The sequence below is a fragment of the Caldisericaceae bacterium genome (genome assembly GCA_036574215.1).
Classification (GTDB): domain Bacteria; phylum Caldisericota; class Caldisericia; order Caldisericales; family Caldisericaceae; genus Caldisericum.
Genome location: JAINCR010000010.1, coordinates 1 through 14437, shown reverse-complemented (window position 1 = coordinate 14437; position 14437 = coordinate 1). Strand labels below are relative to the sequence as shown.

General features: G+C 35.0%; 12 protein-coding genes and 1 pseudogene. 5 read left to right on the top strand and 8 right to left on the bottom strand.

Features of this window, described 5'->3' with window-relative positions; all coding sequences use genetic code 11:
• The 3 genes from K6343_00380 to K6343_00370 form a co-directional block, all read left to right on the top strand.
• A partial coding sequence (locus K6343_00380) for a DctP family TRAP transporter solute-binding subunit (GenBank protein ID MEF3244430.1) occupies nucleotides 1-1362 on the top strand: 1362 nt, incomplete at its 5' end.
• A gap of 52 nt (nucleotides 1363-1414) precedes the next feature.
• Nucleotides 1415-1888, top strand: coding sequence for a TRAP transporter small permease (locus K6343_00375; protein MEF3244429.1), 474 nt, complete (start codon nucleotides 1415-1417; stop codon nucleotides 1886-1888).
• A complete protein-coding gene (locus tag K6343_00370) occupies nucleotides 1885-3177 on the top strand; it encodes a TRAP transporter large permease (protein ID MEF3244428.1) in 1293 nt (430 codons plus the stop codon). The genes K6343_00375 and K6343_00370 overlap by 4 nt, the downstream gene beginning before the upstream one ends.
• 788 nt (nucleotides 3178-3965) lie before the next feature.
• Here the strand turns inward: K6343_00370 and K6343_00365 are convergent.
• The 6 genes from K6343_00365 to thrC all read right to left on the bottom strand — a co-directional run bounded on the left by K6343_00365 (nucleotide 3966) and on the right by thrC (nucleotide 11230).
• Nucleotides 3966-4955: an NAD(+)/NADH kinase gene (locus K6343_00365; GenBank protein ID MEF3244427.1), complete on the bottom strand. Its 990-nt coding sequence runs from the start codon at nucleotides 4953-4955 to the stop codon at nucleotides 3966-3968.
• The gene (locus K6343_00360) at nucleotides 4956-5084 is read right to left on the bottom strand and encodes a 2-oxo acid dehydrogenase subunit E2 (protein MEF3244426.1); all 129 of its coding nucleotides are present in this window, start codon (nucleotides 5082-5084) and stop codon (nucleotides 4956-4958) included.
• 403 nt (nucleotides 5085-5487) lie between these two features.
• Nucleotides 5488-6537, bottom strand: a complete 1050-nt coding sequence (locus tag K6343_00355) for a hypothetical protein (GenBank protein ID MEF3244425.1) — start codon at nucleotides 6535-6537, stop codon at nucleotides 5488-5490.
• A gap of 69 nt (nucleotides 6538-6606) precedes the next feature.
• Nucleotides 6607-7569: an aspartate-semialdehyde dehydrogenase gene (gene asd, locus K6343_00350; GenBank protein ID MEF3244424.1), complete on the bottom strand. Its 963-nt coding sequence runs from the start codon at nucleotides 7567-7569 to the stop codon at nucleotides 6607-6609.
• Complete coding sequence (thrA, locus tag K6343_00345) at nucleotides 7566-9953, bottom strand: bifunctional aspartate kinase/homoserine dehydrogenase I (GenBank protein MEF3244423.1); 2388 nt, start codon at nucleotides 9951-9953, stop codon at nucleotides 7566-7568. Before thrA ends, asd begins: the two co-directional genes overlap by 4 nt.
• Nucleotides 9950-11230, bottom strand: coding sequence for a threonine synthase (gene thrC, locus K6343_00340; GenBank protein MEF3244422.1), 1281 nt, complete (start codon nucleotides 11228-11230; stop codon nucleotides 9950-9952). Before thrC ends, thrA begins: the two co-directional genes overlap by 4 nt.
• 459 nt (nucleotides 11231-11689) lie before the next feature.
• On the opposite strand from thrC, the gene K6343_00335 reads away from it, so the two are divergent.
• Together K6343_00335 and K6343_00330 are read left to right on the top strand one after the other, a co-directional pair.
• The gene (locus K6343_00335) at nucleotides 11690-12319 is read left to right on the top strand and encodes a phosphatase PAP2 family protein (protein MEF3244421.1); all 630 of its coding nucleotides are present in this window, start codon (nucleotides 11690-11692) and stop codon (nucleotides 12317-12319) included.
• 269 nt (nucleotides 12320-12588) lie between these two features.
• Complete coding sequence (locus K6343_00330; protein MEF3244420.1) at nucleotides 12589-13416, top strand: WG repeat-containing protein; 828 nt, start codon at nucleotides 12589-12591, stop codon at nucleotides 13414-13416.
• A 204-nt stretch (nucleotides 13417-13620) separates the two neighbouring features.
• Here K6343_00330 and K6343_00325 read toward each other — a convergent pair whose 3' ends face one another.
• Together K6343_00325 and K6343_00320 are read right to left on the bottom strand one after the other, a co-directional pair.
• Complete coding sequence (locus K6343_00325; protein MEF3244419.1) at nucleotides 13621-13986, bottom strand: DUF2202 domain-containing protein; 366 nt, start codon at nucleotides 13984-13986, stop codon at nucleotides 13621-13623.
• An 18-nt stretch (nucleotides 13987-14004) separates the two neighbouring features.
• A pseudogene (locus K6343_00320) lies at nucleotides 14005-14184 on the bottom strand (DUF2202 domain-containing protein).
• Between the last annotated feature and the right edge of the window lie 253 nt (nucleotides 14185-14437).

Below are 14437 nucleotides of genomic sequence, written 5' to 3'. Positions count from 1 at the left end.
GGCAGCACAAAAGCGTATGTAAATTCTAAGGAAACTGTACTTGACCAACCACCTATAATCGAGAATAGTAGAACTCTTGTTCCTTTCAGGTTTATTGGCGAATCTATGGGGGCAAATGTAAGTTGGGATGCAAACAAAAAAGCTGTAGGCTTTGATTTTGGTGACATACACATTACACTCACAATTGGTTCCACCACTGCAATTATAAACGGTGTAAAGAACACTCTTGATGTAGCACCTAAAATTATAAAATCCACCGGGAGAACTGTTGTTCCATTACGATTTGTTAGTGAAACAATGGGAGCAAAAGTTGAATGGGATGCTAAAACTAAAACAGTTACAGTAACTTCTTTTGGAAAACCTGTCATCAATTTTAAACCAAAGAAAGAGTATACAATGCAATTAACTGTTGGCCCTGCTTTTGGCTGGGGTATGGGTGCACAAAAATGGGCTGATCTTGTAAAAGAGAAAACAAACGGCTTAATAAACATTAAACCTTACTTTGGAGCCTCTCTTCTTGCAGGAAAGCAAACAAACTGGTTCCAGGCAGTTTCAGAAGGAAGTATTGACTTTGTAATGGATTCTACAATTAACGCTTCAGGAGTTGTAAAGGAATTAAACCTATTTTCTCTTCCCTTCTTTATAAACACCTATGAGAATGTCGATAAAATTGAAAATGGTGCATCTGGCAAAGCAATTATTGCAAAAATGGAGCAACTTGGCGTAGTCACATTGGCATGGGGAGAAAACGGTTTTAGGCAAATTACAAACAGTAAAAGACCTATTATACAACCTGCTGATATGAAAGGACTTAAATTTAGGGTAGTAGGTTCTCCTATTTTCATTGATATCTTCCATGCACTTGGAGCAGATGCAGTGAGTATGAACTGGGGTGATGCAGTCACTGCTTTCCAACAGGGTGCAGTTGATGGACAAGAAAACCCATATGGAGTACTCCTTCCTGTTCAAATATGGCAATACCACAAATACCTTACCAATTGGAACTACGTAATCGATCCATTGGTACTCGGCGTAAGTAAATCAGTTTGGGCAACTTTTCCAAATTACGTTCAAAATGCAATAAGGGAAGCTGCTATTGAAGCAGCAACTTGGGAAAAAGCATATGTAAGAAGAGGACTTGATGGCTTTACATCAATAAATATCCTCAAAAAACAATTTAACGACGTCCCAGAAATATTAGACCAGATGGGGTATGTAAGAAGTAAAGGAGTAAAAATAGTAGACCTCACAGAAGAGCAAAGACAAGCCTTTATAAATGCAACTCAATCTGTATTTGACAAATGGATTCCAATAATTGGAAAGGACCTTTACGAACTTGCTAAAAAAGACATGGGCAAGTAAACAAATATCAAAGAGTGAGGGAGATTCTCCCTCGCTCTTTTTGGAGGTAAGCATGGAAAAAAGATCAATTGAAGAGTGGATTGCTATAGTCCTTCTTTCAATAATGGCAGTGATTGGTTTTGTTAACGTCCTTTCAAGATTTATTTTTCACGTTTCTTTTGCTGCAACCGAAGAAATCGAAATTAATCTTTTTGTTTGGGTAACTGTAATAGGTATTGCAATGGCATTTGAAAAAGGTGCCCATCTTGGGATGACAACAGTTTACGATAAATTTCCCGTATGGGCAAAAAAAATCGCAAACGTTGTCTCTGCTCTTCTTGCCATATCTCTTTTTGCATTAGTAGATTATTATGCTATTAAAGAAATATATAAAGAATTAACACTATTCCATACAAGAAGTGATGCTTTAAATATTCCGATATGGATCTATACGATTGGCATACCAATCTTTTCGATTTTTATTTTTGAAAAAATAGTTTCTTCAACAATCAAAACTTTGAAGTCGTTTAACGGAGGAACAAAATGACTGCTGCTCTAATTCTTTTTGGAATATTTTTATTTCTCATTGTAATAGGCTCTCCTATAGGCACTTCAATCGGTATCGCAAGTATTTACGGAATCATCCATTATGGTCTTGGAGCGTCTATGATTTCAAGAAATTTTGCTTCAGGAATTGCAAAATTTCCACTTATTGCAATACCATTCTTTGTGCTTGAAGGTGAACTCCTTTCTAAAGGAGGCCTTGCAAAAAGAATTTCCGATTTTATAATACTTTTAGTTGGCAAAGCAACTGGAGGTCTTGCAATTGCTGCAGTATTTACTGCTGCTTTTTGGGGTGCTATTTCAGGTTCAGGTCCTGCAACAGCCGCAGCAATTGGGCTAATTTTTATACCCGCTATGATTGCGCAAGGTTACTCTGATACATTTTCCGCTGCAGTTGTTGCTGCTTCAAGTGGACTTGCAATTATCATACCACCAAGTATCGCTTTTATCGTATACGGAAACATCACTGGTGTTTCTGTTGGTGCTCTCTTCCTTGGAGGCATTATTCCTGGCCTTTTCGTAGCACTATTCCTTGCTATTATTACCTACATAATCTCAAGAAAAAGAGGTTACCATGGACTCACAGAAAAAGCATCTCCTAAAGAACTTTTAAATTCATTTAAAGAGGCTATTTGGGCAATTTTTGCTCCAGTTATTATACTTGGTTCGATCTACTCTGGTATTGCAACACCAACAGAAGCAGCAATAATTTCTGTATTCTATAGTTTATTTGTTGGTGTATTTATTTACCGAAGCATTGGTTTAAAGGAAATTTTTGATTCACTTGTAGGCACAGCTATAACTTCTGCTGTAGTTATGTTTGTTGTCACATTTGCAGGTATTTTTTCAGTTGCCGAGGCCCAATTAGGAATTATTGATGCAGCAGCAAAGGGAGTAGTTGACCTTTCAAAAAGCCCTGCTATTTTTTTGATTCTTGTGGATATTGTCTTCCTTATCGCAGGATTCTTCCTTGACGCAATATCAATTCTATACGTAATTATGCCGATATTCCTTCCAGTTTTAAGTGCATTTAACATTGACCCTCTTTTCTTTGGAGTAGCTGTAACAGTTGCGCTTGCAATAGGTCAGATTACTCCGCCTGTTGCAGTAAACTTATACGTCACTTCTAACATCATTAAAAAACCTCTCGATAAGGTTGCAAATGAAGTTTGGCCATTTGTCTTTTTTGCGATTATAGCGCTTTTAATTATAACTTTTGTCCCAAAACTATCGCTATTGATTCCTATCGCTTCAAAATTATACACACCATAGTTAAAATACCTAGGGCCATGCAGCCCTAGGTATTATTCCTTTGTTAATAAACATATTAAGAGTCAATTTCTGTATTAAGCTTCTAAAGTAGTTTTTTTCAAGAGAAAAATCTTCTACTATCTTCCTCTTGTCACCATACATACACCTTATTATCCTGAGCGTTTCATTCCTTGTCATCCTGAGGAGCTCTTTTTCTATGTCATCCTGCACTCTTTTCCTTGACGAAGTCAAGTGGAGCGGTAGCGACGAAGGATCTAATATTTGAGGGAGTAAAAGACACCCCCTCAAGACTCCCACGAAAAATGCAAAAGCATAAACGGATGAGATTCTTCGGGCATACGCCCTCAGAATGACAACATAGAATGAATGGAGAGATTCGTCCTCGGCAAAAAGACGCCTCGTCAGAATGACACTACCTTGTCATCCTGAGCGATAGCGACGAAGGATCTCATATTTGAGGGAGTAAAAGACACCCCCTCAAGACTCCCCCCTAAAAGCATAAACGGATGAGGTTCTTCCTAGAGCACTTCGTTTGCTCGTCAGAATGACACTACCTTGTCATCCTGAGCGATAGCGAAGGATCTTGTCTTTCAACGGAGAGTTTCTTCATTTCTTACACCCTCAAGATGACAAGGAGTACTTACACCCTCAGAATGTCGAGAAAATACCTAAACGACAAAGGGTATACAAACTTTAAAAAACATTAATGTTTACCACCTTTTGCAATGCAATGACCATACCCCTATGAGCACTTGTGATAAACTACCGGAGATTAAAAAATAACTACCTTATAAATTGTTAATATAAAAATCTCCTTTAAAAAATCCTCTTTCTGCTGCAATCCTTAATGTTTTTTTGTAATCAATAACCAAAGGACCATTTTGTGTAAGCTTTACATAAGTATCTACTTTTACCTCAAATTCCCTTTCCCCATCTAAAGCTAATATAGACGGTATATTTTTAATTTTTATCTCTTCACCTAAACTCAAAGTTTTCACATTTTTAATTCCAATGTCTTTTAAAGTACCTGGTGCAATTGGTGCCTTTATTGAATTACCTTCTCCAAGTTCAACATATACCCCCTTTTCTTCGTCCAGACTCAATACAGAAGCAATTGAAGATAAACCAATATTAAAAGGAGAGGGCTTACTTACTATAACCTCTTTTATAAATTCAGTTTTCCAAACAGCCTTTGATCCAATAAAAGAGTGCGTTGTTACAGCAACATCTATAAGGGCAATATCTTTTAACTCACCATCTTGAATTATATCAAGTCTTTTTGCCCTAAAAGTCCCCTCCTCTTTTTTTACAATACCCGTTAAAATAGCTGCTGTTGCTTCTGCTGCAATGGTTGCCTCTATCATATAAGGGAATACGTTATTTGTTCCTGTTGAAATTGGCATTATTGGGATGTCGTCACTTAATTTAGCTACAATTCTATTAGTTCCATCACCACCAATAACTACAATAGCATTAACTTTATCTTTCATTAACTTTACTGCTTCGTAAGTGTCTTTCCAACTATCAAAAACTTTAATAGGCACATACTCAATTTCCATTTTTAAATTTCTACCCAAAGTATTTACAGCAGCAGGCACTATTCCAAAAGATTCAGGCATAACCAAAGCCTTTTTAATCCCAAATACCTGAAGAGTCGTAAGAATCCTTTCAACAATATTTACCTTCTCCATATTATCAAATACACTTGCATGTGATACGAGTCTTCTTATGTCTCTTCCTGATTCTGGATTTGCTATGATACCAACAACTCCACTCATTTATACTCTCCTATTTTCGAAGTTTAAAAATCTTTTCTGGTTTTTAAGATAGCATCCTATCCTACCCAAAAATTTAGCCGCTAACGCTCCATCAACAACTCTATGATCAAATGTAAGAGAAAACATCATAACACTTTGCAATTGCTCCTTTTAGTATCGTCATACCTAACTTTGGCATAATCACCTTTATTTCTTTTTTACTACCATATTCAATAATAATTTTAAAACATTTTTGAAGATTTACCTAATAAAACATAACTAATACTTTGAACTTTAATAACTTACCTAACGAGCTCTTTAATAAAAAACCTCTAACTCTTTTTACTCAAATAAAAGTTTTTGTCAATATTTTTAGCAAATCTACATAAAACCATCTTTCGATTTAATTGATATGACCTTATAAGACAAAAAAGGAAGATAAATTTTTTACACAAGAATACAATGTTTCTTAAGAGCTCTAAATACTTTTCTCCCCTTTTCAATACTTTACAATAAAACTTATGATATCCTTCCTAAAACATAACTGTGTTTTTTACTTTGGAAATATCTTTGCTTTTTTTAGATAGATGGGCTTCCCATTTTTATATTCAGGAATTGAAGAAAGTTCTGGCTTATCTGAAAGCCCAAAAACAAGAGAACCACCATTTTTTGCAAAAAGTCCTATCTCAAATACCTCTTTTGTTATCATTATCTCTTCATTAAGTAAATCATTAACATCTGTATCGTCAGGGAGAAAATCCATCCTTCTTAATGTGTAGTAGAGTTCTCTTTTTCTAAATGTTGGAAAAGAAGTTGGGTGCTGAATTTTAAGGTTCTCCTTTACCTCTTCAACAAATTCAAAAGCCTTATCTTCCCTTGATATATTTATGAAATTTAAAAAATCAACTGGATTTACCCATTTTCCATCGTGAAACTCTTTTATAAACCGCTCAAGGTTGTAATAATCACCATAGAAAACGATACTCATAATTGCTACTATATCCTGATTGTCTTGCGTAAAGGAATGCATATTCTTTTTATTCATCTCTGAATAAACAAACTCAAATCTATCTATATCTATTTTTCCGAATATCTCCCTTGCAAGTGAAATAATTGCATCCATCCTTGCTTTATCAAGAGCTTTATCGTTTCTTCCTCTTGCCCCTATTAAAGTTTTATCAATATCTATGATGACAACGGTTTTTTTATCAAAGGTAAAACCACTATTCTTAAGAATTGAAGATAAATTTTTCCACTTCGTATTTACTATTAAATTGTCCTCAAATTTAACATAATCACTAACAGTTTCTTCTGTAATAATGCCCAACACCTTATACTTTTCTAACTTTGCTAAATTTTTTATAACTCCTCCATCGTTTAAGAATGTATCACCAAAATAGATTACCTTTTCAAAACTTCCAATAGTATTTAATAGATAAGAAAGAACTTTTGCATACTCAAAATCCTTTTTTCTTGGAAGAAATGCAAGTTTTAGCTCCTTTTTAATTTGAGAAAAAGAAGGTAAACTACCTTTTATCGGATTTAATTCTCTAAAAATTATATAATCTTCAAAAATTGTGTTAATTGAAACCCTTTTATACATCCAACCCCCGTAGATAACCTAATTTTAAGGCAGTCTCAAGATTTAATATACTTCCCCCTGCTGCTCCTCTTATGGTATTATGAGAAAGAAGAGTAAAGGTGAAAAACCTTTCCTCAATCTTTTTACCCTTCCTACACTTACACTCATCCCTCTCCCCCTCAATCTATCAAAAAGAGGTTGCGGTCTATCTGGTTCATCAAATAGAATTATTGGATTTTTTGGTGCTGAAGGAAGGTCTATCTTTTGAGGGATTCCTTTAAACTCCATGAAAGACCTTTTAAATTCCTCAATTGATGCGTCTCTCTCTGTTTTTAAAAAGACGACCTCCATATGCCCATCTCTCACCATAACTCTATTAGACCTTGCATAAACTTTAAAATCCTTGGGAATAAACTTTTCATCAAATCTTCCAAGTATTTTCTTTGTCTCAATCTTTATTTTCCCCTCTTCCTTTTCAATGTATGGAATTACATTGTCAAGGATAGATAATGATGGAACTCCAGGGAAACCAGCTCCTGATATTGCCTGCATTGTAAAAACTATTACCTCTTTAATACCAAACTCATTTAGTATTGGCTTTAAAGTTAAGACAAGCCCTGTAGTTGAACAGTTAGGATTTGTCACTATGAAACCAATTCTTCCTTGATACCTTACTGCCTCAATGTGGTCTGGATTTACCTCAGGAACAACTATTGGAACAAACTCGTCATATCTATGACTACTTGCATTACTAAAGATAAAGTATCCCTCCTTTGAAAGCATCTCTTCAATATCAAAGGCAATCTCTGATGGAAGAGAAGAAAGGATAATTCTTTCTGGTTTATCCTCTGATATAGACAGTATGGGAAGCTCTTTAACACTCTCTGGCATATCGCTCTCAAGAACCCATTGAGCACCATCTTTATATTTCTTTCCCCTCTTTTTTTCTGAGGCAAATACGGACTTTATCCTAAACCACGGATGGTCTGCCAATAACTCTATAAACCTTTGTCCTATCATCCCAGTTGCTCCAAGAATGGAGACATCAATCATATTTCCCTCCCTACCCTCAATATATCTGATAGCACTCCTGAAGCGGTAATCTCAGGCCCTGCACCAATACCCTTAATTATAATTGGGACTTTTCCATATCTTTCTGTGTATATTATAAATATGTTCTCTCCAGGCTTTAAAAGGGAAAACTCGGAATCTGTTTCAAAGGATTCAATAGATACACTAACTCCTCTACCTGTAATCTTTGATACCGGATAGACAAAACCTTTTTTTCTCATCTCTTCTATCATTTTTCTAAACAGTTTTAATTCACCTTCTTCAAACTCTTTAAGATTATTAGATTTAACAAACTCTTTAAATTCAACATCGGATAGATTAATTCCTTTTCCTATGACCCTAGCCATGATTATACTCTTTCTTAAAATATCAAACCCTTTTAGATCATCCATAGGATTCGGTTCTGTATATCCAAGGTCTAAAGCCATCTTTAAAGCATCCATTATATCTTTTCCCCTGTTTATGTGATAGAATATAAAGGAAAGAGAGCCACTAGGAAGAGAGACTATCTTTTTTACTCTATCACCTGTTTCAACTAAATCCGTAAGGGTTTTTATAACAGGTAAAGATGCGCCAACTGTAGTTTCAAAATAAAATTTACCAACTCCTCCCGTAAAAGATTCAAAATATTTCATATCCCCTGTGAGATTTTTCTTGTTAGAGGTAACAACATGAGCGCCTTTTTTTACTGCAAAAAGGAGGGTGTCTTTCATCTCATCTGAATCACTAACATCAACAACTACTGTATTTTTCTTTATAAGTTTTTCTAAATCAACCTTTCCAACCACTGGAAAGTTAAAATTCATCTTTTTAATGTACTCTTCTGCCTCTTCACCAACTATGTATGAGTTTTTCCTTACAATACCTCTATATACAATCCTAATTCTCTTGCTTTTCTCAATCCTCTCCCTGTTTTTAAGAATCATCTCAATGAGGGCTTTTCCAACTTTCCCAACACCAAACTGAACAATCTCAACTACCTTTATGTCCTTTTTGTCAAGTGCTAATCCAAGTTCTGTGTGGAGTATATTTACAGCCTCTTTTACCTCTGTATACTTAACAACAAAGGATATGTTGTATTCTGAGGAGCCCTGAGCGATGGCTATTATGTTTATTCCGTGTCTTCCAAGAGCTGAGAAAACCTTTCCAGCAATTCCTGGTGTTCCCTTCATCCCAGCTCCCACAACGGATATTATTGATATGCCATCCATCCTAAGAATGCCTTCAATTTCTTCCCGCTCAATTTCTTTTTCAAATTCCTTTCTCAATCTATCAACAAAACTTTTTGCTTCATCAGTCTTTACCACAAGACATATGTTCTGCTCTGATGAAGCCTGAGATATCATAAGAATATTTGTTTTACTCCTCCTTGCAGATTCAAAGACTCTTGCTGAAACTCCTGGGACACCAATCATCCCTTTTCCGTTAACACTCACGAGGGTAAGGTCCTTTATGTAAGTTATTGATTTTACTACATTCTCGTCCTTCCTTATTTTCTTAACGATAACTGTTCCAGGAAATTCTGGGTTAAATGTGTTTTTTATCCTAACTGGTATATTTTTCTCCATTACAGGAAGAAGAGTTTTCGGATGAAGAACTTTTGCTCCGTAATAAGAAAGTTCTGCTGCTTCAACATATGAGATGTATGAAAGAGGTTTTGCATCCTTTACCACTCTTGGATCTGCCGTCATAACACCATCAACATCGGTCCATATCCAGACCTCCCTTGCATCAAGTGCCTTACCAAGGATTGTTGCTGTAAAATCACTTCCTCCTCTCCCAAGGGTTGTTATTCTTCCATCAATAGTGCTTCCAATAAACCCTGTTACTATAGGTATTATGTTTTTTGATAGTAGATCCTTTAAAAATAACGCCCTTTTTTCAATCTCAGCATAGATGGGAAGTGCATTACCAAAATCATCCGTAGTTATAAGAAACGTGTTTGCATCAACAAAGGTTGAGTTTATTCCACTTTTTGATAGATACTCTGAAATTATCCTTACAACCATTCTTTCTCCAAAAGAGACAATAGTATCAAGAGCCCTTGATGTTAGCTCTCCAAGCACCTCAATGCTCTTTAATATATTCAATAGTTCTTCAAGGAGTTTCTCTACATGTGGAAGATTCTCATTAAAGAGTTCTTTCATTACCGACTCATGCTTATCTTTAATGCTTAAATACTCTTTTAGGTAGCTTTTATCCCCTAACTGAGATAGAGTTCCTGCTCTTACAAGTGAATCGGTTATACCATTCATAGCAGATACAACAACAATCTTCTCCTCTTTAAAGGCATCGATTATCTTCTTTAAATTCCTTATTCTTTCAGCATCTCCTACAGATGTTCCTCCAAACTTCATTACAATCATCTTTTTCCCCCAATAATTTCATCTATGGTTTTCTCAATCTCTTTTATATCGCTTCTTACAGGTATAGGTCTATTTATAAACTCCTGAGGAATTCCGTCTATTTCTCCCATGTGGAATTTAACAACAGTGTCAGGATCTTTAAGGAGGTTCCCTGTGAGTATTAAAACTACAGTCTCATCGTTTTTTACAATTCCTTCTTTTAACATCTTATACAGACCTGCAAGAGAAGAAGCCGAGGCAGGCTCGCAGCCTATTCCCATTGAGTCAATTTCTCTTTTTGCAAGAAGAATGTCTCTATCAGAAACATCAACAACAACTCCATTTGTAAATTCAATACTTCTCTTTGCTTTTTCAAAATTCACTGGATTTCCAATTCTTATGGCGGTTGCAACTGTTTCTGCCTTGACAGGCGTAAACTCCCAATTATTTTTAAACGATAGGTAGAATGGGTTTGCTCCTTTTGCCTGAACCACACCGATCTTAGGAATTTTCTCAATGATCTTAAATCTTTTAAGTTCCATAAGTGCCTTTCCGAAGGCAGAGGTGTTTCCTAAATTTCCTCCAGGGAGAATAATCCAGTCGGGAACTTCCCAATTTAACTCGTATAAAATATCAATGATAATGGTCTTTTGGCCCTCAAGTCTTATGGGATTTAAGGAGTTAAGAATATATATCCCATACTTATCGGAAATTTCCTTTACAATCCGCATTGCATCATCAAAATCTCCGTCAATTTGGATGGTCTTTGCTCCATACGCTAGCGCTTGAGAAAGCTTCCCAAAGGCAACCTTTCCACTTGGGATAAAGACAATGGGGGTAAGTTTTCCCATTCTTGCGTAGGCAGTCATTGACGCAGATGTATTTCCTGTGGAGGCGCATGCAACAAATCTATATCCAAGTTTCTTAGCAAAAGAAATTCCCACAGTCATTCCTCTATCCTTAAAAGAACCTGTGGGATTCTCTCCTTCGTGCTTTAAAAGGACTTTTCTAACTCCCTTAATCTCTCCTGAAATATCGTATAGATTTGTTTTGCCTTCGGGAAATGTAACTATCTCATCATCCTTAAGATCAAGAACAAGTTCTCTAAATCTCCAGACCTTGCTTTCATCAATTTTTTTTCTACTTCCTCTTCTTTTCTCCCAAAAGTCCTTTAGATATGAAAGATCATTTTCTTCCTTCAAATAGACATCAAGAAGACCACCACATTCACAAGTGTGCCTTTTCTCAAAAATCGAGTACTCTTTACCACATCTTATGCACTTTAAAACTCTTTCCATTTCGTGAATTATAATAAAATCTCAAATATAGTCAAATAGGCGAATTGCCTCATTAAAAATCTATTCGAAATTAAATTGTTGCCTCACATAAAAATCTTATTCTTTTGTAATCTGTGCTCCTTTCAACAGATTCTTCAAAAATTTAAATGGAAGTAAAATGAGATGAAAAAGTAGGAAGATTATGGAGAAGTTAAAAGAAGGAGGTTTTATGAGTTCATCCTTGAAAGAGTTAGGCTGTTGTGAAGGAAGAGGCAGTAAGATACCAAAAGGCAACAAAGAAAGAAAAAGGTCATATGCTGGATGAATTTGTGAAACTCACCGGATATTCAGGATGTTGTGCCTCTTATGTTTTAAGATTGTAAAGAAAAATTGTTATTTTGCCTACCATTTTCTTTTTTAAGAGTATTGACTTATTATATAGTGTAAAGGCTCGATATAATAAAAATAAGGAGGTAACTTATGAAAAACTTTTTAAAAAGGAATTGGAAACTTTACTTTATTAACATCTTCCTTGCGGTAGGTGTATACTATGGCTCTAAGATTTACGATCTTACAAATCATGCAACAGCAAATGTTCACTGTTTGCAAACTGCTTTTGACAGAGCCGTTCCATTTATTCCACAGTTCATTGTGATATACAATTCTCTTGAGCCTGTAATTTATATTACTTTAATTTTTTTCTTTATTTTCCACCCTAAAATTTTTGCTGCACTTGCAACTACTTTGATCTCACTTTTTCTTATCAGTAACGGTATATATGTTATTTTTCAAACCTATGTGCCGCGTCCTACTCTTACACAGGGAACAAACTGGTATGTTGATGAAGTGATTAAGCTGTATAAAAGTGATAATCCTTATAATTGTTTTCCCAGTTTACACTGTGGAACATCCGCTCTTGTTGCTTCTTTTTGGTTTGTAAAGAAACGTTATAAAATAATAGCTTGGATAATGGCTGTATGGGCTGTTCTTATTGCACTATCTACGCAATTTCTTAAACAGCATGTCGTAGCAGATATCTTAGGCTCTTTTATTGCAATTGGTCTCTACTTTTTATTCTACAAATGGTTTAACTTAAAAACTGAGGCATAGAAAATTTGCTTCTCCTAAAGAATAAGTAAACTGCAATAAGAAAGCACTTGGGTTTGAGTATTAACGCAAAAAAAATCTTCCTTGAACCTGCAAACGACAACTATGAACCGATAGAACTCACACCCAATATGGATGTAAAACTCTTCAGAGTAAGAATGGTGATAAAGAAAGTATAGGGAGTTTTAACTTCAAAAACGCATAAGTTTTTACACGTATAAAAGAATTGTTTTGTTTTTATGAAAAGGTATAAAATGTAAGAGGAGGTAAAGATGGAAAAAACTTTTAAAGGCAAAAAGCATTTAAGCCTCAGGCTCACCATCTTAGTTTTACTTTCACTGGTTTTGCTTTTTACATCCTGTAGTGTGGTTAAAAACAACAAAGAAGTTGAAAACAATAAACAGGAACTTCCAGCACTTATTCCTTATAGGAAAGGTGATAAATGGGGGTTTTGTGACAGGAATAAAAAGATAGTAATACAACCTGTTTATGATTTTGCAATGCCTTTTCATGAAGGTCTTGCACGTGTTGTAGTTAACGGAAAATGGAGCTTTATTGATAAAAACGGTAATATGGTAACAGAAGCTGTTTATGATAGTGCATATAAGTTGCATGAAGGTCTCGCAGGTGTTAATATCAACAGGAAATGGGGTTTCATCAATAAAAACGGTAACATGGTGATAAAAGCTATCTATGATTCTGCATGGGCTTTCAATGAAGGCCTTGCAGCTGTTAAAGTTAACGGAAAATGGGGTTTCATTGATAAAAAAGGAAAGGTAGTAATAAAACCTATTTACGATGACGCATGGTATTTTAATGAAGGTCTTGCACCTGTTGAGGTTAATAGAAAATATGGCTTTATTAACAAAAAAGGGGATATGGTAATAAAAGCTGTTTATGATGATGCATGGAATTTTCATGAAGGTCTTGCAGGTGTTAATATCAACGGAAAATGGGGTTTTATTGATAAAAAAGGAGATATGGTAATACAAGCTGTTTATGATTTAGTAGGTTATTTTGAGGACGGCCTTGCAGTTGTTAGAGTTAATGGAAAAGGTGGCTATATAGACAAAAACGGCACTCAGTATTGGGAAGATTAATTAAAAGTGCAAATAAAGATAGCTTTTTAAATAGGTAAAAGTGAACAATAAAAATGTTAGTAGAGATACTAAAAACATGTTCTTACACTACTAATACGTGAATTTTATAAATTAAAAGAGGGGGAAGCTCCCTTTTTTTTACAATTTAATTACTGTATGCAAGTTCTTGCATAAGTTTATAACGATTGACACATTAAATCTACTTTAATTTCTTCCTTTGCCGTATAAACCCTTTCCGTTACCTCCAACTAAACCTGAGTTACCAGGATTACCCAATCCCTGCTTATTGCCATTTGAACCGCTAATTATTCTATTATACTCTTCCAGGGTAAGATACTGTGGAGTATAAGTAATTCCGTATTTTTCCAGTTGCGATACAAAAGCCCTAAGATGATTTTCTGAACCACTCTTCAAATTTTCGTAAACGCTTATTGTATCTTGAGAAGTTGAATTCTTTATATACTCTTCAAGGTCTATAATATCAATCTCCTCTATTTTAGCAGCAACTTTTAAAGCATCTATTTGAGACTTTGCACCAGTTTCTGTTAACTGCTTATATAGATCCTTTATTTTCTCATTTGTAAATTCTTAAATAGCATCAGATTTAATAGGGCTCTCTAAGTTATATTTACTAATTAAAGATAATACTGAATCCATATGTGTTTGCTCAACTTCGGTAATATTAGCAAACACCTGCATTCCCCATAAATTATTTAGATACGTATAAACATCTCTTGGAAGTTTCTCTTCTTCAGCCATGTAAAGCAACCCTTATCTTTTTGCTACTCAAATTAGATTGGCTCACATTTAAATTGCTAACATTCTCATTAACATTACTGTTTACACTTACGCTCTTAATTCCACTTTCTAAAAGCGTCAAACACCCACTAAAACTGAGGTATCCGACCAAAAATTTCGTATTAAAAAACCATTATAGATGTATAGTGAGTTTAAAATTACAGAGAGTGGTAGTCTATGCTGTGAAAATAAAAGAGGTTTTTGCTCACAAAAAGATAATTAA

Coding starts and splice junctions, on each gene's coding strand:
- K6343_00375 (MEF3244429.1), top strand. CDS start 1,415: ATGGAAAAAAGATCAATTGAAGAGTGGATTGCTATAGTCCTTCTTTCA.
- K6343_00370 (MEF3244428.1), top strand. CDS start 1,885: ATGACTGCTGCTCTAATTCTTTTTGGAATATTTTTATTTCTCATTGTA.
- K6343_00365 (MEF3244427.1), bottom strand. CDS start 4,955: ATGAGTGGAGTTGTTGGTATCATAGCAAATCCAGAATCAGGAAGAGAC.
- K6343_00360 (MEF3244426.1), bottom strand. CDS start 5,084: ATGATGTTTTCTCTTACATTTGATCATAGAGTTGTTGATGGAGCGTTA.
- K6343_00355 (MEF3244425.1), bottom strand. CDS start 6,537: ATGTATAAAAGGGTTTCAATTAACACAATTTTTGAAGATTATATAATT.
- asd (MEF3244424.1), bottom strand. CDS start 7,569: ATGATTGATGTCTCCATTCTTGGAGCAACTGGGATGATAGGACAAAGG.
- thrA (MEF3244423.1), bottom strand. CDS start 9,953: ATGATTGTAATGAAGTTTGGAGGAACATCTGTAGGAGATGCTGAAAGA.
- thrC (MEF3244422.1), bottom strand. CDS start 11,230: ATGGAAAGAGTTTTAAAGTGCATAAGATGTGGTAAAGAGTACTCGATT.
- K6343_00335 (MEF3244421.1), top strand. CDS start 11,690: ATGAAAAACTTTTTAAAAAGGAATTGGAAACTTTACTTTATTAACATC.
- K6343_00330 (MEF3244420.1), top strand. CDS start 12,589: ATGGAAAAAACTTTTAAAGGCAAAAAGCATTTAAGCCTCAGGCTCACC.